Source organism: Paraburkholderia sp. RL17-381-BIF-C (genome assembly GCF_046026435.1).
In the GTDB taxonomy this organism is placed as follows: Bacteria; Pseudomonadota; Gammaproteobacteria; order Burkholderiales; family Burkholderiaceae; genus Paraburkholderia.
Window position 1 is genome coordinate 22,530 of the sequence record NZ_JARESX010000011.1, and the last position, 26,093, is coordinate 48,622.

At 64.1% G+C, this 26,093-nt stretch carries 23 protein-coding genes and 1 pseudogene; 7 read left to right on the plus strand and 17 right to left on the minus strand.

The features are described from left to right. Window positions 1-15: 15 nt before the first annotated feature. The gene (locus P0D70_RS09695; RefSeq protein ID WP_408184276.1) at window positions 16-732 is read left to right on the plus strand and encodes an SDR family oxidoreductase; all 717 of its coding nucleotides are present in this window, start codon (window positions 16-18) and stop codon (window positions 730-732) included. Here the strand turns inward: P0D70_RS09695 and P0D70_RS09700 are convergent. Together P0D70_RS09700 and P0D70_RS09705 are read right to left on the minus strand one after the other, a co-directional pair. Further along, complete coding sequence (locus P0D70_RS09700) at window positions 721-1,641, minus strand: LysR family transcriptional regulator (protein ID WP_408184277.1); 921 nt, start codon at window positions 1,639-1,641, stop codon at window positions 721-723. The genes P0D70_RS09695 and P0D70_RS09700 overlap by 12 nt on opposite strands. Window positions 1,642-1,683: 42 nt before the next feature. Then, a complete protein-coding gene (locus P0D70_RS09705) occupies window positions 1,684-2,331 on the minus strand; it encodes an oxidoreductase (protein WP_408184278.1) in 648 nt (215 codons plus the stop codon). Between the two features lie 487 nt (window positions 2,332-2,818). Here P0D70_RS09705 and P0D70_RS09710 point away from each other — a divergent pair. Further along, window positions 2,819-2,914 (plus strand): annotated as a pseudogene (locus tag P0D70_RS09710) (catalase); the annotation flags it as partial. 204 nt (window positions 2,915-3,118) lie between these two features. Here P0D70_RS09710 and P0D70_RS09715 read toward each other — a convergent pair. Both P0D70_RS09715 and P0D70_RS09720 read right to left on the minus strand, forming a co-directional pair. After that, the gene (locus P0D70_RS09715; protein ID WP_408184279.1) at window positions 3,119-3,826 is read right to left on the minus strand and encodes a pirin family protein; all 708 of its coding nucleotides are present in this window, start codon (window positions 3,824-3,826) and stop codon (window positions 3,119-3,121) included. Window positions 3,827-3,886: 60 nt separating this feature from the next. Then, window positions 3,887-4,651: an SDR family NAD(P)-dependent oxidoreductase gene (locus P0D70_RS09720; protein WP_408184280.1), complete on the minus strand. Its 765-nt coding sequence runs from the start codon at window positions 4,649-4,651 to the stop codon at window positions 3,887-3,889. A gap of 150 nt (window positions 4,652-4,801) precedes the next feature. Here P0D70_RS09720 and P0D70_RS09725 point away from each other — a divergent pair, with 150 nt between their 5' ends. Together P0D70_RS09725 and P0D70_RS09730 are read left to right on the plus strand one after the other, a co-directional pair. After that, a complete protein-coding gene (locus P0D70_RS09725) occupies window positions 4,802-5,728 on the plus strand; it encodes a LysR family transcriptional regulator (RefSeq protein WP_091806797.1) in 927 nt (308 codons plus the stop codon). A gap of 164 nt (window positions 5,729-5,892) precedes the next feature. Then, window positions 5,893-6,516: a LysE family translocator gene (locus tag P0D70_RS09730; protein ID WP_091806795.1), complete on the plus strand. Its 624-nt coding sequence runs from the start codon at window positions 5,893-5,895 to the stop codon at window positions 6,514-6,516. Window positions 6,517-6,525: 9 nt separating this feature from the next. Here P0D70_RS09730 and P0D70_RS09735 read toward each other — a convergent pair whose 3' ends face one another. Continuing rightward, a complete protein-coding gene (locus P0D70_RS09735) occupies window positions 6,526-7,941 on the minus strand; it encodes an aminotransferase-like domain-containing protein (protein WP_091806794.1) in 1,416 nt (471 codons plus the stop codon). 218 nt (window positions 7,942-8,159) lie between these two features. Between P0D70_RS09735 and aptA the strand changes: the two genes are divergently transcribed. Then, entirely contained in the window at window positions 8,160-9,488 is a 1,329-nt protein-coding gene (gene aptA, locus P0D70_RS09740; RefSeq protein ID WP_408184281.1) for an omega-aminotransferase AptA, read from the plus strand. 93 nt (window positions 9,489-9,581) lie between these two features. Here the strand turns inward: aptA and P0D70_RS09745 are convergent, their stop codons facing one another. Further along, window positions 9,582-10,100, minus strand: a complete 519-nt coding sequence (locus P0D70_RS09745; protein ID WP_408184282.1) for a DUF6496 domain-containing protein — start codon at window positions 10,098-10,100, stop codon at window positions 9,582-9,584. Between the two features lie 285 nt (window positions 10,101-10,385). On the opposite strand from P0D70_RS09745, the gene P0D70_RS09750 reads away from it, so the two are divergent. Then, the gene (locus P0D70_RS09750) at window positions 10,386-10,637 is read left to right on the plus strand and encodes a hypothetical protein (protein ID WP_007178046.1); all 252 of its coding nucleotides are present in this window, start codon (window positions 10,386-10,388) and stop codon (window positions 10,635-10,637) included. Window positions 10,638-10,814: 177 nt separating this feature from the next. On the opposite strand, the gene P0D70_RS09755 is transcribed toward P0D70_RS09750, so the two are convergent. The 11 genes from P0D70_RS09755 to P0D70_RS09805 all read right to left on the minus strand — a co-directional run bounded on the left by P0D70_RS09755 (window position 10,815) and on the right by P0D70_RS09805 (window position 24,971). Next, a complete protein-coding gene (locus tag P0D70_RS09755; RefSeq protein ID WP_408184283.1) occupies window positions 10,815-12,023 on the minus strand; it encodes an ABC transporter substrate-binding protein in 1,209 nt (402 codons plus the stop codon). 100 nt (window positions 12,024-12,123) lie between these two features. After that, on the minus strand, window positions 12,124-15,732 hold the full coding sequence (locus tag P0D70_RS09760) for a molybdopterin cofactor-binding domain-containing protein (protein WP_408184284.1): 3,609 nt from the start codon (window positions 15,730-15,732) through the stop codon (window positions 12,124-12,126). After that, the gene (locus P0D70_RS09765) at window positions 15,729-16,235 is read right to left on the minus strand and encodes a (2Fe-2S)-binding protein (RefSeq protein WP_408184285.1); all 507 of its coding nucleotides are present in this window, start codon (window positions 16,233-16,235) and stop codon (window positions 15,729-15,731) included. The genes P0D70_RS09760 and P0D70_RS09765 overlap by 4 nt, the downstream gene beginning before the upstream one ends. Before the next feature lie 40 nt (window positions 16,236-16,275). Further along, complete coding sequence (locus P0D70_RS09770) at window positions 16,276-17,475, minus strand: amidohydrolase family protein (protein WP_408184286.1); 1,200 nt, start codon at window positions 17,473-17,475, stop codon at window positions 16,276-16,278. Window positions 17,476-17,549: 74 nt separating this feature from the next. After that, window positions 17,550-18,263: an ABC transporter ATP-binding protein gene (locus P0D70_RS09775; protein ID WP_091806776.1), complete on the minus strand. Its 714-nt coding sequence runs from the start codon at window positions 18,261-18,263 to the stop codon at window positions 17,550-17,552. Further along, complete coding sequence (locus P0D70_RS09780; RefSeq protein WP_408184287.1) at window positions 18,260-19,069, minus strand: ABC transporter ATP-binding protein; 810 nt, start codon at window positions 19,067-19,069, stop codon at window positions 18,260-18,262. The genes P0D70_RS09775 and P0D70_RS09780 overlap by 4 nt, the downstream gene beginning before the upstream one ends. Further along, window positions 19,066-21,006, minus strand: a complete 1,941-nt coding sequence (locus tag P0D70_RS09785; RefSeq protein ID WP_408184288.1) for an ABC transporter permease — start codon at window positions 21,004-21,006, stop codon at window positions 19,066-19,068. The genes P0D70_RS09780 and P0D70_RS09785 overlap by 4 nt, the downstream gene beginning before the upstream one ends. A 140-nt stretch (window positions 21,007-21,146) precedes the next feature. Beyond that, a complete protein-coding gene (locus tag P0D70_RS09790) occupies window positions 21,147-21,731 on the minus strand; it encodes an amino acid synthesis family protein (RefSeq protein WP_408184289.1) in 585 nt (194 codons plus the stop codon). Window positions 21,732-21,791: 60 nt separating this feature from the next. Further along, window positions 21,792-22,382 carry an amino acid synthesis family protein gene (locus P0D70_RS09795; protein ID WP_408184290.1) on the minus strand — a complete coding sequence of 197 codons (591 nt, stop codon included), beginning with the start codon at window positions 22,380-22,382 and terminating at the stop codon, window positions 21,792-21,794. After that, window positions 22,358-23,296: a UPF0280 family protein gene (locus tag P0D70_RS09800; RefSeq protein ID WP_408184291.1), complete on the minus strand. Its 939-nt coding sequence runs from the start codon at window positions 23,294-23,296 to the stop codon at window positions 22,358-22,360. Before P0D70_RS09800 ends, P0D70_RS09795 begins: the two co-directional genes overlap by 25 nt. Before the next feature lie 67 nt (window positions 23,297-23,363). Next, a complete protein-coding gene (locus P0D70_RS09805; protein ID WP_408184292.1) occupies window positions 23,364-24,971 on the minus strand; it encodes a 6-hydroxynicotinate reductase in 1,608 nt (535 codons plus the stop codon). A 373-nt stretch (window positions 24,972-25,344) separates the two neighbouring features. On the opposite strand from P0D70_RS09805, the gene P0D70_RS09810 reads away from it, so the two are divergent. Further along, a complete protein-coding gene (locus tag P0D70_RS09810; protein ID WP_408184293.1) occupies window positions 25,345-26,073 on the plus strand; it encodes a TetR/AcrR family transcriptional regulator in 729 nt (242 codons plus the stop codon). Window positions 26,074-26,093 lie beyond the last annotated feature (20 nt).

A 26,093-nucleotide genomic window follows, 5' to 3' on the forward strand; every position in this document is an offset into this window, starting at 1 on the left:
CTTAAAGGACATTTGATGACACAGCGTACTTTTCTCGTTACCGGCGCGACCAAAGGCATCGGTCTCGCGCTGACAGAGCGCCTGATTGGCGACGGCCACCGTGTCGTTGGCCTCGCGCGTGAAGCAAGCGATTTTCCGGGTGAACTGGTCCGTGTCGATCTCGCCGATCGTGATGCAACCGCCGCCGTGCTCCGGGATCTGGTGCGCCGGCATTCGTTTGACGGCGTGGTGAACAATGTTGCGCTGGTCAGGCCACAACGTCTGGGTGAAGTCGCGCTCGACGATCTCGACGACGTCCTCGCGCTGAACCTCCATCCGGCGGTCCAGACCGTTCAGGCGTTGCTTCCCGGTATGCGAGCCCGGGGCTGGGGACGGGTCGTGAACATTTCCAGCCTGACGATTCTCGGCATGACGCAGCGCACTGCCTATGCAGCGGCGAAAGCGGCGCTGGTGAGCTTTGCACGTTCCTGGGCGCTGGAACTAGCCGACACGGGCATCACGGTGAATGCCGTCGCGCCCGGTCCGACCGAGACCGAACTGTTCCGAGCGAACAACCCATCGGGAAGCGAGGGCGAGCAGCGCTATCTGTCCGCAGTGCCCATGGGCCGCTTCGGCAAGCCCGGTGAAATTGCCGGGACGATCGCGTTTCTGCTCTCTGACATAGCCGCCTTCATGACCGGTCAGACGCTGTACGTCGACGGCGGCGCGTCGATTGGCAAGCTAGGGTTCTGAGGGCGTACCGGCATTGCCGGCAGACGCGACGCCCAGTACCTCCTCCACGAAAGCGACGAAGGCGCGCGCCTTCGCACTCACCAGGCGTCCGGCAGGGAATACCGCCCAAAGGTCGATCAGGGGCAATTCCCAGTCGGTCAGCACCGCTTTGACCGTACCATCGGCAAGTTCCGGAGAAAACATCCATTCCGATGCGATCGCGAGACCCATGCCGCCGAGCACCGTCGTGCGGATGCCCTCGGCGGCGCTGACACTGACGCGTCCTGACACGACCACTGCTACTTCCTTGCCGTGCTGGCTGAACGCCCAGGATTCGCCCCCGCCGCGCAACGAATAAACCACGGCTTGGTGCTGGCTCAAATCCGCGGGCGATTTCGGCACGCCTGCTTCGGCGAAGTAGCCGGGCGTGCCGACGACCAGCCTCCGGCTCCGCCCAATGCGACGCGCGGTCATGGCCGAATCGTCGAGCGAGCCCATGCGCAATGCAACGTCCACGCCTTGTTCGAGCAGGTCGATGGTGCGGTCGTCCAGCACGATATCAATCTGCAGATTCGGGTGGCGGTTCATAAAGGTCTTGAGCGCCGGCAGGATGTGCAGGCGTGCAAACGTCACCGCGGCGCTGATGCGTAGCACGCCCGACAGTCCGGTAGACGCGTCGCGCACCACCTGTTCAGCAACATCCACTTCTTCGATTGCGCGCCGCGCGTGCTCGTAGAACCGCTGACCGGCATCGGTGGGTGTCAGGCCGCGTGTGGAGCGCAGCAGGAGTCGCACGCCGAGCCGCTCTTCGAGTTGCGCGATCGACTTCGAGACGGCCGGCTGCCCGAGCCTAAGCCGTTTTGCGGCCGCCGAGAATGAACCTGCCTCCACGACACTGACATAAGTTTCCATTGCTGCCATCCGGTCCATGTGGCTGCTTTTCCTTGAAGGATCGTGAAGTCCGTATAGTGGCTAAGATGTTTTCAGTTGGAAGTCTATCGCGCCAGAACCTGGTCGATGAAATTGCCGTTGCCGATCGGTCTCTGTCAACGCAATCCGCAGGAACAACTCGGCCCCGCGGCAGGCGATCCTGGGGCGGGGCCGGTTACGATGCTCGCTCCCTCCTTGGATAACCGGCGCTGCACTATGGAAGGAATAATCGGTGTAACCGCGCGCATCGCCGCCATAGAACGTCGAGCGGTCGTAGTGGTTCAATGGCGCCGCGACGCGCAGTCGCTCCGGCAGATCCGGATTGGAGATAAACAGGCGCCCGAACGCGACGAGATCGGCGTCGCCTGCTTCAATGATGCGCTGCGCGCTATCCGCAGTAAAGCCACCCGCCGCGATGAGTGTGCCTTTGAAGACGCGACGCAAGTCTCTAGCCGAGGCCGCCGCGGCCACGTCATCGTTACCGCGCACTCTCGGCTCGACTGCATGCGGATACGCGAGCCCATAGGCATCCAGACGACGCGCGACATAGCCGAACGTGGCATGCGGATCGCTATCGGACATCGTGCCGTACGAGCTTCCGGGCGAAAGACGCACCGCGATGTGGCCAGCGTCCCAAACCGAACCGATGGCATCGAGCACCTCGAACAGGAAGCCCGCGCGGTTTCGCAAGCGCCGCAATGCGACGCAATTCTTCGATCACGCCGGGAATTTCTTCGAGCGTGAGAGCGCGCGGAACGAACTTTGCGCGGCATTCGACATCCCGTGAAGTCCGGCCGGAGTGCTAACCGCTATTCCCGCAAGGAATGACCAATGACTCTCGACGACGCGTCCTTTCGACTAATCCGCCCAGGACACGTGTTGCCGGAATCGGCAGCATGTGCCGCGACGCCGAAAGCGAAATAGCCGATACAAAGGACTGATGCGATCGTCCTCTTCATTCCAGACTCCAATTGTATTGACTGTTTCGCGGATTGAATTGCAACAGAGCAATTACCCGCGATTTAGCATAGAGAAGGTTGGCGCCGGGCTCTATACGATTTCCGATGAAACACTTTCAAGAGGCACTGATGCCTCGCTGAAAAAATCGTCAGTGTCGCCTCACTGACCGATACTTAGGTATAGGTTTGGCGAGCTGATCGATCATTGCTTTACCAATATCCCGGAGCGGCGCGTGCATGCGAAAGGATCTGGCGCATTTGGTACGCTGAAGATTACGCATGACATCTCCCGCTTCACGAAGGCAAACGTATTTCCACCACTCAGCGGCGCTCGTTTTCCATCTTGTCTCGACCGCACATGAATATCCCATAGGACTGCCGCCCGGCACTCATGGCCCGTTTCTGTTTTCGTTTTTGTCTTCGGTTTCGGTTCTCGATTGTTGACGATTTTGGTCGGAGGCTCGAACGGCCGAGATATGGTCGGTGACAGTCGCACACAACAACAAGGTTCATTCGCCTTAGCCCAAAAGTTCGACGATCATCACATCCGTATCGTCATGCGCTATCAGATCTAGCTTCGCCTCATCCCGGACGGCTGCACCGTCGCGCGCAGCGAGCTGGATAGATCCCACATCGAGCCGCCCGTGATCCGCAACAAGATACGCTGAGCCGGGCATCGGCAACTCGTGCTTTATTGTCATGCCTTCGCGCAGCGTCGCGATACGCACGCGTGCGTCGGCATTGACGGGCAGCGCGCCCGCGCGGACATCATCCTCATTGCCGCTTGCCAGTGTGATAAAGCAGCCTTCACGACATTCGCGCGAACAGACGCGCGTCGCCCAACGCGGCGTACCGCCCGTCGTGCGCGGACGCAGCCAGATCTGGAATAGCCGCGCGGACACATGTTCCTCATTGCGCTCGGCGTGATAGATCGCCGCGCCCGCGCTTATGACCTGCACAGAATCGGCGACCAGCCGGGCGCAATTGCCCGCGTCGTCTTCGTGCGTGATGGCGCCCGAGCGCACCCAGGTCACGATCTCGACGTCCCGGTGCACATGCAGGCCGAAACCCGAGCGCGGTGCGAATTCATCGTCATTCCACAGGTAAAGCGGACCCAGTGGCGGATGATCGGCGCGCCCGCTCACGCCCACGCCGAAATGCAGCCGCGCGTCGAGCCAGTCGCGCCTGATCGCGCCGAGCGAATGAAAAGGACGATGTTCGATCATGATGAACCTCCGTTCGGGCGCATGGGGCGCGTAGAACCGCATCCATGCGCCGGGCCACGCTTAGATCTGCTGCTGACCGCCATCGACGAACAGTTCGATGCCGTTGACGAAGCTCGCGTCATCCGAGGCGAGGAACAGTGCGGCGCTTGCGATTTCGTTCGGTTCGCCCAGACGTCCCATCGGGATCTGCGCCGCCAGGTAATCGGCGAGACCCTGGCGCTGGGCGGCGTCGTCGCCGGCCAGGTCGAGCAGGCCCGGCGTGCGGGTCGCGCCCGGGCTGATCGTGTTCACGCGGATCTGGCGGTCCTTGAGGTCGAGGATCCAGTTGCGTGCAAACGAGCGCACCGCAGCCTTCGAAGCCGAGTACACGCTGAACGCCGCCGTGCCCGCGCTACCCGCCGTCGAACCCGTGAGAATCACCGACGCGCCCTTGGCCAGCAGCGGCAGCGCCTTTTGCACCGTGAACAGCACGCCCTTCACGTTGCGGTTGAAGGTGTCGTCGAAGTGTTCTTCGGTGATGTTGCCGAACGGCAGCATCGAGCCGCCACCGGCGTTGGCGAACAGCACGTCCAGTCGGCCCTGTTCGTCCTTGATCTGCGCATACAGCGCGTCGAGCTCGTTCAGTTTCGTGGAGTCGACACGCACGCCGCTCGCCTGGCCGCCCGCTTCGCGGATGCTTTTCACGGCGGCGTCGAGTTCGGCCTGACGGCGGCCCGTGAGGTAGACGTGCGCGCCTTCGGCGGCGAAGCGCTGCGCGGTGGCGAGGCCGATGCCGCTGGTTGCGCCGGTGACGAGTGCGATCTTGTTGTCGAGTTTGCGTGCCATGGTCTTGCTCCTTTCGGTTCGTTCAGTGGAAGTGGGTGTTGGCTGGTTCGGTGTTGCGTGCTGCGATGTGAGGAGAATATCGACGGCCGGGTATTTTCTAAATAGAATTGATTGCAATCTAACGTTGCATAAATGCAAAGATGAGGGGAAATGGCGAGGCTGCCGGATTTCGAGGGACTCGCGATGTTCGCGAAGGTCGCTGAGGAGGGATCGTTCGCGGCTGCGGCCCGCGCGGTGGGGGTGTCGGTGGCGACGGTTTCGCGCGGCGTGGCCCGCCTCGAAGATCGTCTGGGCGCGCGGCTCTTTAACCGCACGTCGCGGCAGCTGTCGCTGACCGAGTTCGGCAGGACGATCTGCGAGAAGGCTGGCGATATCTATCGTCAGGCCGAGGAGGCGGAAAGCGCGGCGCGAGAGATGTCGGTGCAGCCGCGCGGGTTGGTGCGCCTGGCCGTGCCGATGTCGTTCGGGCTGCGCTGGGTCGCGCCGCTGCTGCCGGGCTTCTTCCGCGCGTACCCGGAAGTGTCGATCGACCTGCATCTATCGGATGCATCGGTCGATCTGGTCGCCGATGGCTTCGACGCCGCGTTGCGTATTGCCGCGTTACCCGATTCGTCGCTGGTGGCGCGGCGGCTGTGCGCGGTGACGCAATACGTGGTGGCGTCGCCCGAATATCTGGCGCGCGAAGGGCGGCCCGCGCATCCGCGCGAGCTGGTGGATCGGCCATGTCTCTCGTACGCGTATCGCGCGCGCAGCGATGTCTGGCGCTTCACGAACGACGCGGGCGAGGAGGAGCCGGTGATGCCCGTCGGCCCGCTGCGCGTGACGAATTCCGATGCGTTGTTGCCCACGCTGCTCGACGGCCTGGCGATTGCCGAACTGCCTGAATTCATCGCCGGCGAGTATCTGGCCGATGGCCGACTCGAAGCGATCCTCACCGACTGGTCGCTGACCAGAGGCGGCCTTTACTTCGTCACGCCGTCGGCGCGTGCGCGGCCCGCGAAGGTGGCGGCGCTGTCCGATTACTTTGCCGAGCATCTTTCCGATCCAACGTGGCGATGGCCCAAGCAATCAACTTGACGAATAAGCGACGACTTATCATTGCATTTGAACAACGGCGATCGCCCAAACTCCATCATCGCCGCCGCCCGTACCGGACACCATCTCAATAACCGTACAGGTACTGTACCGGCCACGATCGCTAGAATGCTCCCATCCCCTTTCGTCCGACAGCGGAGCATTTCATGTCTTATCTCAGTCTCAGTGCGCTGCCCGCCGGCATCCTGTTCGCGCTCGTCACCACGATCACGCCCGGTCCGAACAACACCATGTTGCTGGCCTCCGGAGTCAACTTCGGGTTTCGCCGCACGCTGCCGCATCTGTCCGGCATCAGCGCCGGCGTCGTGCTGTTGATGCTGTCGGTCGGCATCGGTCTGGGGGAAGCCTTCGTCCATTTCCCCGTGCTGTACACCGTGCTCGAAGTTGCGAGTGTCGCTTACCTGCTCTACCTCGCGTGGAAGATCGGCACCTCGGGTGAGTTGAAGGTAAAGAAAGGCGAGCGACGGCCCATGAAGTTCTACGAAGCCATCGCCTTCCAGTGGGTCAATCCGAAGGCATGGATGATGGTGCTGACCGCCGCCACGACGATCCACCTCAGCGAGAGCTACAGCATGAACGCCATCGCCATGGCGGTGATCTTCTACGTGATCGGCTTTCCGTGCATCTGCCTGTGGGCAGGTTTCGGCACCGCCATGCGGCAGGTGCTATCGGACCCGAAGCGGCTGCGTATCTTCAATGTGGCCATGGCGCTGCTGCTGGTGCTGTCGCTGTATCCGATCGCGCTGAAGCTGCTCGGCCAGAGCGCGTGAACCCGACAGCTATAACGCGCCCTGCCCGACCCGCTCGATGAAGCGCCACAACGCGTCGTCAGTTGAATATGGCGCGTTGAAGCGGAACCAGGCGCTCGGGGCATCGTCGGGACGAAAGTAGGAGCCCGGCGCAAGCCAGATGCCGTGTGAAAGCGCGGCCGTCGCCACTTCGCCGGCCCGCTCCGCGTCGACCGGCAAGCGCGCCCACAGGAACAGCCCCGCGCGCGGCCGGTGAAACAGCTCCAGACCGAGCGAATCGAGCCGCTCCTCAACGGTCGCATGCGCGAGCTTGAGACGCTCGTTGACGGCTTCCACGTGACGCGCGTAGCGCCCCTCCAGCAACACCTTGTCGACGATCCGCTCGATCGCCTCCGACGACGTCAAACCCACCGCCATCTTCGTACGCGCCAGCTCACGCAGTACGGCGCGTTCGGCGACCACATAGCCGCAGCGCAGCCCCGGCGTCACCGTCTTCGAAAAGCCGCCAACGTACAGCACGCGCTGTAAGCCTTCCATGGCCGCGAAAAGCGGCGCGCCGGATGGCGCGAGTTCGCGGCTCACGTCGTCTTCGATCACCCACATGCGCTGACGCTCGGCAATCTGCAGCAAGCGGAACGCAGCCGACATGCCGAAGGTCGCGCCGGTCGGATTCTGCAGCGTGGTATTGACGAAGATCGCCTTCGGCTTGTGCTGCGCGACCAGCGCTTCGAGCACGTCCGTATCGACGCCCGCCGGCGTGCGCGGCACGCCATGCACTTCGAGGCCCGCCAGCTTGAGAATCTGCAGCAGATTGCAATAGCCGGGATCTTCGACGATCACGGCGTCGCCCGCGCGCAGCAAGGTGCGTACGATCAGATCCAGCGCCTGGGTCGCGCCTTGCGTAAGCAGGACATTGGCGACATCCACGGGCAAGCCGCGCCGGTCGAGTTGCTCGGCGATCCGTTCGCGCAACGGCGCGAATCCATACGGATGCCCGTAGTCGCCAAGGCGCGCCGCCGGCACCCGGCTCACCGCCCGCAACGCGTGCTGCAAACCGGTTTCGTTGATCCACTCGTTCGGCAGCCAGCCGCCGCCCGCCTTGATCGGCACGGAATGGTCGGCGAACACGTCGGACAGGAGCCAGGTTGCGGTGAGGCTCGGCGGCTGCCAGTCGGTGGCGGCAACCCGCGTGGATTGCGAGCGCGCCGCCACGCGATAGCCGGAACCGCGGCGCGCGACCACAAGCCCCATCGAAACGAGCCGGTTGTACGCCTCCGTGACCGTGAAGGTGCTCAGGTCGTGGCTTTGCGCCAGTTGGCGCACCGACGGCAGCAGCGCGCCGGCGCGCAGCGACTGCGCCTCGATGGCGCGCGCGAAGCCTTGCACCACCTGCTCGACGAGCGTGGGAGCGGCGCGCCGGTCGCGCTCGAGTTCTAGTTCGATCATGGTCAGGACGAAAAACGGGCCGCGGCGGGCGGCTGTACGGGCGAATGACGGAGCCCGACCCCCGGTCCGGCGCGCATCGACACAGTTAGTGCGAATCCACCAACACAGTTAGCGCCACACTGCGTCAACTGTTTATGCCGCCATTAAACCGCGAACGCTACAGTTTTGCTACGCCCCAAAGGAAGTCTCCCTGGGGATCCACTTTCGAGGAAACACACATGACTTCGCGCCCCGTCATCGACGATCTGTCGTCTTTCTGGATGCCCTTTACCGCCAACCGCCAGTTCAAGGCCGCGCCGCGCCTGCTGGAATCGGCCAAGGGCATGTATTACCGCAGCTCGGATGGGCGTGAAGTGCTCGACGGTTGCGCGGGTCTGTGGTGCGTGAATGCCGGCCACGGTCGCGAGGAAATCATCGCTGCGATTACCCAGCAGCTCTCCAAACTGGATTTCGCGCCGACCTTCCAGATGGGCCACCCGCTCGCCTTCGAAGCGGCCACGAAAGTTGCCGAACTGATGCCGGAAGGTCTGGATCGCATCTTCTTCACGAACTCGGGTTCGGAATCGGTCGACACCGCGCTGAAAATCGCGCTGGCTTACCACCGTTCGCGCGGCGAAGGCCAGCGTACCCGCCTGATCGGCCGCGAGCGCGGTTATCACGGCGTGGGCTTTGGCGGCATCTCGGTCGGCGGCATCGCCACGAACCGCAAGACCTTCTCGGGCGCGCTGCTGCCCGCAGTCGATCACCTGCCGCACACGCATAACCTCGAACAGAACGCGTTCTCGAAAGGCCAGCCGGCCTGGGGCGCGCATCTCGCCGAAGAACTGGAGCGCATCGTCACGCTGCACGATGCATCCACGATCGCCGCCGTGATCGTCGAACCGGTGGCCGGCTCGACGGGCGTGCTGATTCCCCCGCAAGGCTATCTGCAAAAGCTGCGCGAGATCTGCACGAAGCACGGCATCCTGCTGATTTTCGACGAAGTGATTACCGGTTTCGGCCGCGTCGGCAAGGCCACGGCGAGCGAATACTTCGGCGTCACGCCGGACCTGATCACGATGGCGAAGGCGATCAACAATGCTGCGATCCCGATGGGCGCGGTGGCCGCAAGCCGCACGATCCACGACACGATCGTGAACAGCGGCGCGCAAGGCGCGATCGAACTGTTCCACGGCTATACGTATTCGGCTCACCCGGCCGCCACGGCAGCCGCGATTGCCACGCTCGACCTGTATCGCAGCGAGGGTCTGTTCGAACGCGCCGCGACGCTCGCGCCGACGTTCGAAGCGGCCGCCCACTCGCTGCGCGGCGCGAAGCATGTGAAGGACGTGCGCAACCTCGGCCTGATCGCCGGCGTGGAGCTCGAATCGCGCGACGGCGCACCGGGCGCGCGCGCTTACGAGGCGTTCGTCAAATGCTTCGAAGCGGGCGTGCTGGTGCGCTTTACGGGCGATATCCTCGCGTTCTCGCCGCCGCTCATCATCAACGAAGAGCAGATTGCGCACATCTTCAAGACCGTGGGCGACGTGCTGGCTACGGTGCAGTAATCCAGCACTCGATCAGGCGGCGCGCATCGTGTGCGCCGCCTGATCGGCAAATGCCTGGCAAACGCGCGCCAGATGCGCCCCGAACGCGCGCTATCAATGGTGCGCGCGCGAAGCCCTCGTATGGGCCGCCTTCTTGGCCGCCGCAGAGCGGCCCGCAGCACCCTTCGTCGCGGCGGCCTTCTTCGCTGCAGCGGAACGGCTCGCCGCCGGACGTTTGGCCGCGGCCGTCTTTGTCTGTTTCGACAGCGCCGTGCGCGATGCGCCGGCGCTTCCCTCACGCTTCAATGCATTGGTGGCGGCGCGCGAGCGCTTCGCCGTCGACTCCGCGCTCTTCTTCGTGGTGCTCTTGTGCTGACCCGCGGCTTTATCCGTGGCGGCTTTCTTGCGCGTGGACTCGCTCGCAGCGCCCTTCTTGGGCGACTTTACGGCGACGCCCGCGCGCCGCGCTTCCGAGAGCCCAATCGCAATCGCCTGCTTGGCCGACCTGACGCCGTGCTTGCCGGCACGCACCTTGTCGACCTGTTCCTTGACGAATTCGCCGGCCTGGGTGCTCGACGACTTGCCCGCGCGCTTGTCGGCGTGGGCACGCTTGAGGGTTTTCTGTTCGGGCATGACATTCTCCGGTTGGTTGTGGCCCATGTCATGCAGCAACGGGTGTGCCGCAGCGCGGCGCGCCGGCCAGTTCCCATCAAAGCGCCCTCATGCGATGAAGTCGGCGCCATCGCGCCCGGCGCAAGGAATTGCGAAGCGAAGCTCGAACGATGGCAAAAATTCGAGGAATGCGCCGAATCGCGGCGAAACATCAGGAAACCGGCGGACAGAACTCGCGCCGCTCAGCTGGACAGCGTATGGTATTGGCAAGGGTTGGCGCGTGGTCCGGCCCGACGGGAGACGTCCATGAAAATCCCTACCGTTCGCGCAGGCGCGCATATTGAAGGCGTGCACTGGATCGCCGAATACGCCGAAGACGTCCATGAGATTCGCGTCTTTCGCGAAGGCCAGGAAGTGGACGTGCACAATGCGCCCTCCACCCTGTTCGGCGACGAAGAAAATGCGGGCTCCAAGAGCACCGCGGATCATCGCGCGGTCGAAGCCGCCGTACTGGCTTATCTGAAGCGATTCGTGATCGAGCACGACGCGGAGGAGTAGTCCTCCGATTCTCCGCTTGTCGCCGCGCGTTGCCTCTTGGGGGCCGCGTTGACGCGCGCGTGGGTAGCCGCATAGACCTGCGGTCGCTGGCCGCCTCGACCCGCAAGTGGCCGCGAGTTCGAACGTCGTGCATCGCGCTACCCGCCTGCGGCGCCGCGCGCCGCAGGCGTCACGACCTCACTCGGCGGGCCGCAACTTCTTGACCTCGGCATCCGACGGCTGAACGCTCGCGCCATCGATATACCGGTAGGACGTCATCACGCCCTTGCCGTCTTTCAACCCCGTCACGCCGACGTACGCGCCCATGGTGGACTGATTGTCCTGGGCCCGATAGGTGATCGGCCCGAACGGCGTCTCCACGCCGAGGCCCTTGAACGCGGCGGCGAGCTTATCCGGATCGACCGACCCGGCCTTCTTGATCCCCGCGGCAATCGACATCAACGCCGAATATCCCACCACCGAGCCGAGCCGCGGATAGTCGTGGTACTTGGCCTGATAGGCGTCGACGAACTTCTTGTTGGCGGCCGTATCGATCGAATACCACGGGTAGCCCGTGACGATCCAGCCGGTCGGCGCTTCCGCGCCCAGCGGGTCGAGATAATCCGGCTCACCCGTCAGCAGCGACACCACGCTGCGATCCTTGAAGAGTCCGCGCGTATTGCCCTCACGCACGAACTTGCCGAGGTCCGCGCCGAACAGCACGTTGAAAATCGCGTCCGGCTTGGCATCGGCGATCGCCTGCGTCACCGCGCCCGCATCGACATTGCCGAGCGGCGTGGCCTGTTCTGCGACGAACTGCACATCGGGCTGCGCCGCCGTCAGCAGTTTCTTGAAAGTCGCCACCGCCGATTGCCCATACTCGTAGTTCGGATAGACCAGCGCCCAGCGCTTCTTCTTCAGCTTGGCGGCTTCGGGCACGAGCATCGCCACCTGCATATATGTGGAAGGTCGCAAACGGTACGTGTATTTGTTGCCGTCGGCCCACACGATCTTGTCGGTCAGCGGTTCAGCAGCAAGGAAGAAAATCTTCTTCTGCTTCGAGAAGTCGGTCAGTGCGAGGCCGGTGTTCGAGAGGAAGCCGCCGAACAGCAATTGCACCTGCTCGCGCGCGATCAGTTCCTGCGCGACGCGAATCGTGTCGCCGGGATTGCCGTTGTCGTCGCGCGATACCACCTCGAGTTGTTTGCCGAGCACGCCGCCCGCGGCATTCACCTGGTCGAGCGCGAGATTCCAGCCGTTCTTGTAAGGCCCGAGAAAGGCGGGCTGCGCCTTGTAACTATTGATCTCGCCGATCTTGATGGTCTGCTGTGCGCTCGCGCTCAAAGCGGCGAACGACAGTACGGTCGGCACCATGAGGCGAGAAATCCATCCTGCGCGCGTGGTCATGCGTTTCTCCGTTATCAAAAGGATTGCGGGAATGCTGGTCGTTGTTATCAGGTGTTCAAGCGGCTCGCGATTTATCTCGACCCATCTCGACTCAATCGACTCAATCGGCTCGCGCCGTCGCGCGAATCCGGGCGACGCTCGCCGTGACGTTCTGCCAGGCCGGCTTGCCACCGGCGAATTGCTGACGCAGGTACGACACGAGTTCGGCCACCTGGGCGTCGTTGAAACTGTCTCGGTAAGCCGGCATCGTACCGAGTTCGGGACGCGCAGGCGAGCCGATGCCGTCGAGAATCACGCGAATCAGGTTATCAGGCGTCGCGCTGTGCAGATTCGTGTTGAGCGCGAGCGATGGATGCGCGCCGAACAATTGCGGCCCGCTACCGGTGTGATGACAGGCGGCGCACGCGCCGTCGAAGAGTCGCGCGCCGAGGCCCGCCGGCGCGCCTGATATCGCGCTCGCCTGTTCAACCTGGCGTGCGACCGCGACCGGATCCGCGTTCGGTTCCACCGGGCTGAGCGAACTGAGATAGGTGGCCATTGCGCGAATATCGCTGTCGGGCAGCGCCGCCAGATCGCCGACCACAGGCGCCATCGGCCCCGCCGCGACGCCGTGCAGCGGTGCGTGGCCGGAGCGCAAATAGCTGAACAGTTCGTCCTCGCTCCAGGGCACGGGCGCGTTCGAAAGCGTCGACAAGGCAGGCGCTTCCCAGCCTTCGGCGACACCGCCGCCCATGAATGCCGCGCCGGCTTTCTCGGCGCCGAATGCATTGCGCGGCGTATGACACGCGCTGCAATGGCCGAGCCCATTCACCAGATACGCGCCGCGATTCCATTGCGCGCTTTGCGTCGCACTGGCGGTGAAAGCCGTGCGTCCGAGAAAGAGTCCGTTCCATGCGGCCATGAGCGGTCGCACGCTGAACGGATACGCCAGCTTCGTTTCCGGCGGGCGCGAGCGCACTGGCGTTTGCGCCATCAGGTAGGCGTAGAGCGCTTTCAGATCGTCGTCGGAAGTGTTCTGGAACGAGGTGTACGGGAAGACCGGATAGAGACGATGTCCATCGCGGCTGATGCCTTGCCGCATCGCCCGCATGAACGCTTCGAGCGACCAGTTGCCGATGCCGGTCAGCCCGTCCGGCGTGATGTTGGTGCTGTACACGGTGCCGAAGGGCGTATCGAGCGGTTTGCCGCCGGCGTTCGGCACGCCGTTGTGCGCGGTATGGCAGACCGAGCAATTGCCGAGCGACGCCAGCAGTTTGCCGCGCGCCACGAGATCGGCCGGAAACGCGCTCGCCAGTGGCGGCGTGATCGGTGCGATAGCGTGCGGTGCGAGCGAAAATGCGCCGAGCCAACCCACTGCGCCCGCCGCGAAAGCGCCTAAAAAACCCAATCGCCAGCGCTTCTTCCTGCGCGCCGCCTTGTCTTCGGCTTGCGCGTCGGCAAGCGCGGCGCGGATCGTTTCGGGCGTAAAGGGCGGCCGGCGAAAACGCACGCCCGTGGCATCGAAGAGCGCATTGGCGATCGCAGCCGCACCGGGCAGCGACGCGGATTCGCCCGCGCCCATCGGCGGCTCGCCGTGGCGCGGCATCATCACCACGTCGATCACGGGCACTTCGCGGAAGGTCAGGATCGGATACGCGCCCCACTCCTGGCTCGTCACCGCATTCTCGCCGAACGTCACACGTTCTTTCAGCGCACGGCTCGTCGCCTGAATCACGTTGCCGTGTATCTGATGACGCACGCCGTCGGGATTCACCATCGTGCCGGTATCCTGGCCGACCACCACGCGCGTCACCGCCAGCTCGCCGCTCTTGCGATTGACTTCCACATCGGCCACCCACGCGGACCACGCCGCGCCGAAGCCGGGAAATTTGCTATGCACGTAGCGGGCATAAGCGAAACCCCGCCCGCGTGCGATATCGCCTTCAGCCTCTTTGAGTTCGGCGCTATGCGGCTGCCACCCGGCTTTCTCCGCGACGGCTTTGACCAGCTCGATCGCGCGTGGATCGCGCAGGTGCTTCAGACGAAACTCGACCGGATCGACGCCCGCCTGCGCCGCGAGTTCGTCGATGAACGACTCGTGCGCGAACGTGTTCGGCAACGCGGACACGCCGCGCAACCACGACGCCCGCACGATCGGCGGCGTGTCGTCGCAAACGATACGCATGGTGCGGTAATCGTATGGCGGCACAGCCGTGCGGTCGCCCATTTCGAACACCTGCGGCTGCGCGGCGATCGTGCCGGTCAGGAGCAGCGCCAGCGTCGGCGCATCGTTGGACGGATAGCGCGTCGCAAAGTCGTAGGCGGCCAGTTCGCCCCCGGCATTCAACGCGCCGCGCACGTCCATCAATTGCGCGGCGCCTTTCGGCTCCCACGCATGCTCGTCTTCGCGCGAAAGTTGCACGCGCACCGGACTGCCGGCGGCGCGCGAGAGCAGCGCGGCGTCGGCGGCGACATCGTCCGCGCAATTGCGACCGTAGCAGCCGGCCGCATCCATCCGCACGATCTCGATGTGCGCTTCGTCCATGCTCATCAGCAACGCGAGATCGGCGCGCAGCGAATGCGGATTCTGCGTACCCGACCAGACCTTCAACGCGCCCTCGCGATAGTCGGCCACCGCGCACGAAGGTCCGATCGATGCGTGCATCTGAAATGGCCACACGTAAGTGCGTTCCAGCTTGCGACCGGACTCTTGCGCCAGCGCTGCATCGATGTCGCCTTCGATCACCAGATCGCGCCGTTTGGCCGGGTTCGCGCGCAACGCCGCTTCCACTTCCTCGCTGGTCTCGAGCGCTGGCAGACCTTCAACCGCTTTCCATTGCACCCGCAGCCGCTTCACCGCCTGCTGCGCGATTTCCTCACGCTCCGCCACGATACCGACGAAGTCGCGAATCACGACGACCTTCACGATACCGGGCAAATCGCTAACGGAATCTTCATCCACGCGCAGCAGGCTGTTGCCCATGAAGTCGCCCTGCGCGACACCGGCATAGGGCGGACGCACCACTCGACCGTGCAACATGCCCGGCACGCGTACGTCATGCACGAAACTCAATTCGCCGGTGGCCTTCGCGGGAATATCGACGCGTGGCGCACTCCTGCCGACGATTCTGTAGGTGTCCGGCGACTTCAGCGGCGCGTTCGTATCGAGCTCCAGTTCGACACGTTTCCCGCTCACCAGATCGCCGTAGCCGATGCCTTTCGCGGCAGTATCGCCGTCGCGTTGAAAAACCACACCGTCACGTACGTCGAGTTGCTCGACGCTCACGCTGAACCGCGCCGCCGCTTCCGCCAGCAGAAATTGCCGCGCCTGCGCCGCGGCGTGTCTCAATGGCACCGCCGATATCTGGATCGTCGCGCTGGCGATCGTCGGCCCCTGATTCGGCGCTTCACGCGTATGGCCGAGCACGATCGACACGCGTGTCAACGGCACATCCAGTTCTTCCGCGACGATCTGCGCGAGCGCCGTGCCGATGCCGGTGCCGAGATCGACGTGACCGTTGAACGCGACCACGCTGCCGTCGTCGCGCACCACGAGGAACAGGTCCGCCTCGGTCGGCACGAACGACGAACGCGAACCCGGCTGACCGATTGCCGGCTTGACCGGCGCCTGCGGCGGCCGCGTGACGATCAGCACGCTCTGCGCGTCATAGAGCTGTTGTCGCGAAGGTGGCGCGGCGCGTCGATCGACGCTGAAGTCCGGGCCGGTCATGCACGCGCTCCTTCATGCACGGCGGATTGCGCCGCGAGCAATTCAGCGGCGCGCTGCACCGCGCGCACGATCTCGACATGCGTGCCGCAACGGCACAGATTGCGCGACAACTCGCGCCGGATCGTCTCGACGCTCGGATGCGGATCGCGATCGAGCAGCGCCTTGGCCGTCATGATCATGCCGTTCAGGCAATAGCCGCACTGCGCGGCCTGCTCTTCGATAAACGCCTGCTGCACCGGATGCAGCGCGGCACGCGTACCCAGTCCTTCGAGCGTGGTGATCTCGCGGCCCAACGCGACCTTTGCCGTGGTAACGCACGCGCGCGTCGGCATGCCGTCGAGCAGGACCGTGCACGCGCCGCATTCGCCGAGACCGCAGCCGAATTTCGGACCGTTCAGTGCGAGGTCGTTACGCAGCAGATAGAGCAGCGGCGTGTCGGCCGCGGCGCTGACGAGATGCGTCGCGCCGTTCACGTTCAGCGTAAGAGGCGCCGGGCGGTTCATGGGCGTGCCAGCCCCGCTGCGCGAGCCGTACGATCGGCGTTCACAGCACCACCGGCACTTCGGTGGCCGGTGGCGTATTGCGGCTGCGCCGGCAGCGAATCAGCCCGTCGATCATCACCATGCCCACGCCCGGAATATCGCCGAGCTGCACGCTTTCGAGCAGCGTATCGGCGGCAGTGTGTTGCGCGCGGTCCATGAACACGAGGTCGGCGGGACGGCCCACTTCGATTAGCCCCTGGCGCAGATTACGTTGACGCGCGGTGTTGCCCGTCGCGAAGCAGAAGGCGATTTCCGCGGGCACGTCGGCAAGGCTTGAGATCAGCGCGATCATCCGCAAAATGCCGAGCGGTTGCACGCCGGAACCGGCGGGACTGTCCGTGCCGAGAATGATCCGGTGTGGACACTTCAATTCGATCGCATGGCGCGCGGTCAGCAAGGCGATCCGTTCATTGCCGTTGTGGACGATTTCCAGCGCGCGGCTCGACTGCTCGCAAAGATCGCAGACATGCCGGTAAGACAGCGACGTATGCCCGCCGTTGATGTGGCCGATCACGTCCGCGTCGGCGGCGAGCACCACGTCACGATCGATCAGGCCCGAGCCGGGAATCGACGGACCGCCCGTGTGAATCGTGCTCTGAATGCCATACTTGCGCGCCCACGCCACCATCTGCGCGGCTTCTTCGCCGCCCTTCACACTGCCTAGGCCGACTTCGCCGAGCAGCCTGACGCCCGCTTCCGAAAGCTCCTTGAAGTCCTCCTCGACCATACCCTTCTCGATCACCGGAGCGCCCGCCATCACCTTGACGCCGCCGCCGACACCCGCGCCGCGCATGCCCTCGAACGAACGTTGTGCGGTAATGGCGAGCGCCTTCACGCCGAGCACGTCTTTGGGGCGGCCGGGCAAATGCACTTCGCCGGCGGAAATCATCGTGGTCACGCCGCCGTTCAGATTCGATTCGATCCAGCCCATCTGATTCTGGCGCGGTGTCCAGTCGCCGAAAACGGGATGCACATGCGAGTCGATCAGACCGGGCGCAACCGTCGTGCCTTTGCAATCGACCGTCGTACGCGCGCCTTCGAGATCGCAGTCCTTTTCGCGGCCGACCGCGACGATCACGCCGTCGTCGATCACCAGCGTGTTCGCGTCGAGAATCGGCTGGTCGATATCGCCGGATAACAGCAGCCCGATGTTCGTTACCGCGACCTTGCCCGACAAGCCTGTCAACGTCTCTGCTGCCATCTGCTTCTCCTTTCGCAACGACTGTCCGGCGCCCGCGATGCGCGACCGCGTGTGATTCGCACGCGCCGATGGATTCACACGCTCAGATAAGCGCGCCTCACTGTTTCGTTCTGCGCGAGTTCGCCGATCGTGCCGCTAAAGCGGATCTGCCCTTTTTCGAGCACGTACGCGCGGTCGCTGACCAGCTCGGCGAAGTGCAGGTTCTGTTCGGACAACAGGATCGACAGCCCTTCACGCTTGAGTTCGAGAATCATGTTCGCCATCTGTTCGACGATCACAGGCGCCACGCCTTCGGACGGTTCGTCGAGCAGTACCAGATACGGATTGCCCATCAGGGTGCGCGACACGGTGAGCATCTGCTGCTCGCCGCCGCTCATCTGGCCGCCCGGACGTTGCGGCATTTCGCCGAGATTGGGAAAGAGCCGGAACAGTTTTTCCGGCGTCCATTGCGGTGCGCCTTCGCGCGGCGGCTGACGGCCGGTGTCGAGGTTCTCCATCACGGTCAGATCCGCGAACACGCGACGATCCTCGGGCACGAAGCCCATGCCCATACGCGCGATCTTGTACGGCGGCAACGCCGTGATGTTCTGACCGCGAAAACTCACTTCGCCGTGACGGCGCGGCAGCAGGCCCATCACCGCTTTCATCGTGGTCGATTTGCCCGCGCCGTTGCGGCCCATTAGCGCCACGACTTCGCCGCGGCCGACTTCGAGGCCGACGTCGAACAGAATATGTGCGCGGCCATAGAACGCGTTGAGGCCGGAGACTTTCAGCATCGGCTCGCTCATTGCAATGCTCCCTGGCCTTGATGGCCGCCGGCTGCGTCGTGCAGCGGTGCGTGCGGCTGGAAGGTCTTGCCGGTGCCGAAATAGACTTCCTGCACGCGCGGGTCGTTGCGGATCGTCTCGGCGTCGCCTTCGGCAATCAGCTTGCCGCGCGCGAGCACGATCATGCGATCGGCGTAGGCGAATACGACGTCCATGCTGTGCTCGGTGAAAAGCACGCCGATCTGGTGTTCGGTGACCAGACGTTTGGTCAGCGCCATCAGCTCGTTGCGCTCCTTCGGCGCCATGCCGGCGGTGGGTTCATCCATCAGCAGCAGCTTGGGGCGATTGGCCAGCGCAATCGCGAGTTCCACACGCTTCACATCGCCATAAGCGAGCACGCCGCACGCACGGTTCGCGTCCGCGGCCATGCCGACCTGGTCGAGCAGCGCGAGGGCTTCGTCGGCGTAGCGCGAACGGGCGGGCTTCCATAGCCCGAAGGTCTGGCGTTCGCGCGAGACCAGCGCCATCTGCACATTCTCGATCACGGTCATGGAGTTGAAGGTCGCGGCAATCTGAAACGTGCGCCCCACGCCCAGCCGCCAGATGTCGCGCGGACGCATGCCGACCAGTTCATGACCGTCGAGACGAATCGATCCGGACGAAGGCGTCAACTGACCGTTGACCATGTTGAAACAGGTGGACTTGCCCGCACCGTTCGGCCCGAGCAGGGCCAGCAATTGACCCGCTTCGAGATCGAAGGAAACGTTCTCGACCGCCTTGAGGCCGCCGAACGATTTGGAGAGACCGCTGACGCGCAGCAAGCTCATAGCCCCTCCTTGATCGCCGCGCGCTGAGCAGGCGGGACGGCGCTCTTTTCAGCCGGGTCGGCGGTATCGTCGCCGAAACGCTCGCGAATGAAGCCGACGATCCCCTGCGGAAACGCGATCACCAACAGCAGGATCGCGAAGCCCAGCAGCGCCTGCCAGTAGTCGGTTTGCCGCGCGACGGTGTCCTGCAGCCACGTGAACACGGCCGCGCCCACAATCGGCCCGGTGAGTGTCTGCAAGCCGCCGAGCAGCACCATCACGAGGCCGTCCACCGAACGGCTCACGCTGATCACTTCCGGCGAAATCGTGCCCTTCGAGAAGGCATAGAGCGATCCGGCGAGTCCGCAGAACAGCGACGCGATCACGAACGCGGCCCATTGCACGCGTTTCACGTCGATGCCGATCGCCTCGGCGCGCAGCACGGAGTCGCGCGAGGCTCGCATGGCGTAACCCAGAGGCGAAAACAACATCTTGCGCAACAGCCACACGCCGACCACGGCGCAGGCGAGCGTCACGTAGTAAAAGGCCACCGGCGACGACAACCAGTTCGACGGCCACAAACCGAGAATGCCGTTGCTGCCGCCCGTCACGTCGTCCCACTGGAATACGACCGACCAGACGATCTGCGCGAACGCGAGCGTCAGCATCGCGAGATAGACGCCGGAGAGGCGCACGCAGAACCAGCCGAACACCAGCGCGCCGGCCACCGCCAATAGCGGGCCGAGCAGCAACGCGGCTTCCATCGGCAAATTCAATACTTTGAGGAACAGCGCGGCGCCGTATGCGCCCAGTCCGAAGTAGGCGGCGTGGCCGAACGAATGCATGCCGCCCGGTCCCATGATGAAATGCAGACTGGTCGCGAACAGCACGGCGATCAGGATCTCGACCAGCAATACGGGCATGTACGGAAATGCGTTGGCCGCGAGCGGCGCCAGCACGAGAACCAGCAACGCGATGGCGGCCAGCCATTTGAGCCGTTTGCCCGCCGGACGCAAAGGCGTTTCCGGCGCCGCCATGCCACGAACCGCGGCGCTCGCGCGGCCGAGCAGACCCCACGGACGCACCACCAGCACGACCGCCATCACGACGAATTCAGCCACCAGCGTGAAGCGGCTCAACGACAGACCGACGCCGAAGATCGTCACGTGGCCGATACCGATGCACAGCGCCTTGATCTCCGCGATGATCAGCGCGGCGATGAACGCACCCGGAATCGAACCCATGCCGCCGACCACCACCACCACGAACGCGTTGCCGATCGTCTCCAGATCCAGTGACAGATTCGCCGACATGCGCGGCCCTTGCAGCGCGCCGCCCAACCCGGCGAGAAACGCGCCGACGAAAAACACACCGGTAAACAGCCACGCCTGATTGATGCCGAGCGCGCCAAGCATCTCGCGATCCTGCGTGGCGGCGCGCACCAGCGTGCCCCAGCGCGTGCGGGTCAACGCGTACCAGAGCAGCAGCAACACCACGGGACCGATCACGATCAAGGCAATGTCGTAGGTAGGCAGCGGATGGCCGAGGAAATCGACCGCGCCCGCCAGATGCGGCGCACGTGGACCGAACAGGTCTTCCGGGCCCCACAGCCACAGCGCGGCATCGCGAAAGATCAGCACCAGCGCGAACGTGGCGAGCAGATGAAACAGCTCGGGCGCCTGGTAGATGCGGCGCAGAACCACCATCTCGACCAGCGCGCCCAGCACCGCGACCACCAGCGCCGCAGCCAGCACCGACAGCCAGAAGCCGACCGCCGTGTGCCCGAAACGGCTCGCGATGCTATACGCGACATAGATGCCGAACATATAGAACGAGCCGTGCGCGAAGTTGACGATACGTGTCACGCCGAAGATCAGCGACAAACCGGCGGCGACGAGAAACAGCGTCGACGCGTCGGCGAGTCCGTTGACCAGCTGTACCAGCAAATTCGAAAACATCGCGACCCTCGGCAGCTTGCTGAACGGCGAGTGCGCGGCCTCGCGCATTCGACACGATCAGCAGACGTTGCAGCGCGTGCGGCACCATGCACGCACGCGTCAACGGCAGGACAGTAACAGCGAAATAAACGAATGCAAACTCAGCGCAGACCGTCTTCGCCTTTGATCTCGCTCACCTGCAACCCGCCGATGCGCGGCAGCGGCCGGCCTGACGCCGTTACCGCGACAGCGACGACAATTTCGTTCGCACGCGGCGCGTCCGACACGCGCGCTTCGATGGCATCGAAATGACTGCGCACGAAGGCGGCGTCTTTGTGGCCGAGCGGCACGTCGATCGCGGTGCCGAGCGTGCCCATCTTCTTTGCGGACGGCACCAGTGCCGCGCCTTTCTCCACCGCCGCGCGCAGCGGCGCGCCGAGCTTCGGATGCAGGATCGCGGCGGCATGCTCCAGTTCGCCCGCCTCGCCGACGATAGCAGCCTTGCCATAGCTTTGCGCGTCGCCCGGCGCGATGCCGAGCGCTTCGACACACTTGTTGCCGAGCAACGCGCCCAACTCCTCGCCCGCTTCGATCAGCGCGTCGAGTTTGGCTTCGAAGCGGCCGGCATAAGGGTTATCGATCACCGCAATTGCAACGGCTCGGCGCGCCGGCGGCTCGACGGCCTGGCCCATTTCAATGCGTGTTTCATCCACTTGCACGACCAGCTTGCGAAGCTTGATTGCCATTTCGCTCTCCGAGTTCCGATGCCTGCTCTGCGTTATTTTCCGTGCGCCAGCGAGGCGCGCTCAGCGCAAACCGTCCTTGCCCACGATCGCCTCTTTCGCGAGGCCGCCCACCCGCGCGTGCACGCGCTGCCCCGTGCTCATCACGAGGATATACACCAGCTCGTCCGCTGCGGGCGCGCCGGGCACGCGCACTTCGATCGCGTCGAAATGGCTGCGCACGTAGCTCGCATTGACATGCGTGAGCGGCACGTCGAGCGCGGTGGACGGCGCGCCGACCTTCTTGGTCGACGGCACGATGGCGTTGGTCGGCACGCCGTTCTTCTCCAGCAACTCACGCATCGCATAGCCTCCCGGCACATGCCACAACGCGCCGTGCTCCAGTTCGCCACGCGAGCCGACAATCGCGCCCTTGCCGTAACTTTCAATCGACGCATGCGGCACCGCCATCGCCGCCAGCAACCGTTGCGCCATATCGAAGCCGATCGGCTTGAGCGCTTCCATTGCGTGCTCGATTTTCGCTTCGTAGCGCCCGGCGAACGGGTTCGTCATCACCGCGGCAATCGCGCCGCGCCTGAGCGGCTGCGCGGGCGCGGGCCCGAACTCGTGGAAGATGTCTTCGACGTGCGTCAGCACGCGGCGTATTTCGAACACGGAGCCTCCGTTTTTATCTGTGCGCGCTGCGTGAGCAACCCGCCTGTGTCCTGAATGCCAACCACGCGCACCCGCCCTTGCAGGAATAGCGCGGCGCCTTCAATCAAGCCTTGTGCGAGCAAGTGCTGGGCGGCTTCGACGCCACGCGCCAGCGCGAAATCGATCAGCGGCTGTGGTAAGGACGGCACGTCGACTGTGACGAGCATGTCGCCGAGGTCGCTATCGTCCTTCAACGACGAAGCCGGACGCCGCAGGATCCCCGCGTGATCCAGATCGACGGCATTGGCGATCATCGTCGCGGCGGCGTCCGCGGCGGCGGCGTTGCGCGCGAGCACGGTGACGCTGTCGGCAATGCCGAGGCTGAAGCTGCGGCCGCGCCAGCCGCTCGTCGCAATGCCGCGTACCGGCAGGTTCGCGTCGAGCGTCAGGTTGGCGTCGAGCGTCTGATCGCGTGACAGCCGCACGGGCGAGAACGATGCGAGGTCGGCGAACACGCCGACGCGGTATTGCTGTCCCTCGGTCAGATAAAGCGCAATGTCGCCGCCATTGTTGATGAATGCGCGCGAGATGTCTTCGCGCGCAAACGCCGTGATCAATTCATCGGCGACGCTGCCCGCCACCGCCGCCATCGGCGTGATGTAGCGCGCCCGGTGAGGATGACAGGCCGACCACATGCGACGGGCAACCGCGCCTTGCAACGCTGTGCCGTTCAACGTCGAGTCGGCCGACACAGGCTGCCGAAGCCGCGGCAACTCGCCCACCAGCTCCGGCAACACGTCGACAAAACGCGCCCAGCACGCCTCATACGCGGCCTGCACCGCCGAAGGCGTGCCGTCCGCGCTGAGGATCAGATCGATCGGCCCATGCTGCCAGTGCCAGCGGGTCGCATCGAGTCGGGTGCGGGTTGGGTTCATCGTGTCCGTTACGTGCGTTGCGTCTTTTAGGTGCGTTGGGTTGTTTAGATCGGCGCGGGCGGCACCGTTAGCCGAGCATCGGCGGCATGGCGGGCGGCCACGGATTGTCGGGATTGCGCGCCACGGTTCGGCGCGCGAGCGGCGCGCCTTCCGTGTGCTCCGGCCCGTTGGCCAATATGCTCTCTAGTGAGCGCACGGCTTCGAGATGACCACCGAGATCGCGATACGCGTCATAGGTCATGGTGAATTCGATCGGCGCGACAATGGCGGGCGTCGGCACCGTGCCGAACGAACGGTCGGGCATGCGCGAGACATCTACCATCACCGTGATGCCGCCGCCCGGCCACACGTAAGCCGGTGCGCCGCCGCAGGTCACATTGACCAGTTTCTGTTTGATCGCGCGCGTAAGCAGCACCGGGTTTTCCGTGGCGCCCGCTCGCAGGCTGCCGCCCGCGCCGCCGAGAAACAGCACGGTGGCCAGCGACGGCTCGCAGTTCTCGCCGATCCGTTCGACCGTGCGGCGCACCGCCTCCGGCATCGCCGCGATGCGCGGCACGAGATCCTGATCGAGTTCGTACCACTGCGCGTGCTCGCCGGTAGTCGATACCATCAGCAGGCGCATGCCGGGTCTGGCGACGGCAGGGTCGAAGCCTTCGACAATCGCGAGCGGGTCCTGAATGTCGGTGCCGCCCCAACCCGTGCCGGGATTGGCCACCTGAAAATAACGGCCCGGCGTCGACTTGCGTCCGCGAATCTTCAGACCTGAGCGCGTCATGCCGAGACAGCGACCCGCCTGATGCTCGGTCAGCACGCCGGTAATGTGATCGTCGACGACCACCACTTCGTCCGCATGACCGAACCATTGTTTAGCGAAGATGCCGATCGTGGCGGACCCGCAGCCCACGCGCATGCGCTGCTCCTCGACACCGTCGACAATCGGCGCAGCGCCCGCGCGAATCACCAGACTCGCGCCGCCGTCGATGCTCAGTTCCACCGCCTCCTTGTTGCCGAGCGCGAGCATCATGTCGCACGTCACGCGGCCTTCTTTCTTGCTGCCGCCGGTCAGATGATGCACGCCGCCGAGGCTCAGCATCTGCGAACCGTATTCGGCCGTCGTCACATGGCCGACGATCTCGCCATGGCAACGCACGTTCGACTGCTCCGGCCCGAGGAAGCGGTCGGTGTCGATCTTCACCTTGAAGCTGCAGTAGCTGAAAATGCCTTCGGTGACGACCGTGATCATGTCGACGTCGTCGAGTTTCGAAGCAACGATAAAGGGCGCCGGCTTGTAGTCGGGATACGTGGAGGATGCGCCGACGCCGGTCACGAACAACGCCTGTTCGGCTGCGGGGTCGCGCACTTCAGAAGCCGCACCAAATTCGATCGTGGCGTTCGCACTGCCTGCGCCCGCTTCGGCTGTTAAAGGCGCGCGCGACAGGAACACCACCGGATCGACACGAATGAGCCTGCCGTCGGCGTTCGCATAACGGTCGCATGCGCCGGTGCGCCCTGCGGATATCTGGCACAGCACCGGGCACGCGTTGCATTCAATCTTGTTCGACGCCATCCGCTCGCTGCGCGGCGCCGCCTTCTCGAGCACGGTCGGACCCGGCGTCGAGGCGGTTTCACCGTCAACGCTTTCCGCTCCGAAATCGACCTTCGTATGTTCTGTCATGGTGGGGTTCCCATACGACGACATTACAATCGGTCCCGCTCCGGCTCACGAATAGCCCTTGTTTGAAGGCACTTTCGCGTGATCCGCCAACTTCCATGTTGCGGCCACTCACCGTTCGTGTAGTATCCGCTACACCAAACTCGTTAGAAATCTACTCGATCAATTTAGTCTGCGCAACGTATTTACTGGCATGCGCGTGATTGGTGCAACGCCACATCACCGTCTGAATGACGCTTCAATCTACGCCGAAGTGAATGATCGCGCAGCGCATCCCGCAACCGTCCATGCGGGCTGTATGATGAAGGCGCGCCCGTGCCTGGCCGGCTGCGGCGCGTGCCGTTCAACCTACGCTAACAAGAGATCCGAGACCGCCATGAGTCCCACCGCCGCCCGCAAACCGGGCGCTACCGGCATCCGTGCGAAACAGGCGCAGGACACTCGCGCCAAGATTCTGAAAGCGGCCATCAAGGTCTTTGCCAAGCAGGGCTATGCGAGTGGCCGCGTGGAGAGTATTTCGAAGGCGGCGCGCTCGCACGACCGCATGATTTATTACTACTTCGGCAGCAAGGAACAGTTGTTCGTCGAGGTTCTGGAAACGATCTACACGCAGTTCAACGAGGCGGAAAGCAAGCTCGATCTCGACCTGGCCAACCCGGTGCATGGGCTCGAACAGATGGTCGAGTTCGTCTGGCAGTACTACCTCGATCATCCCGAGTTCGTCACGCTGCTCTCCAGCGAAAATCTGCATCAAGGCAAGCACGCGAAGAAATCCCTCAAACTTAAGGAGATTTCCGGCTATGCAATTTCGGTGGTGCAGAAGTTATTGGACGCGGGTCAGGCGCAGCAAGTGTTCCGTGCCGATGTCAAAGCGCGCGATGTGTATTTGATGATCGCCTCGCTCGGGTATTTTTATAACGCCAATCAGTACACGTTGGGCGCGTTTCTGGGCGAGCCGCTCATGGAAAAGGCGGCGCTCGAGCATTGGTGCGAGGTGATCAAGGACACGGTGCTGCGCGCGGTGAGGTCGAGTTTGCCCGTGCCGCCGGATGCGGCGGCGCTCACGGTCGCGGTGAACGAGGCAAGCCAGAATAGCGAGGCATAACCGCTCCGCTGCTAGATGGC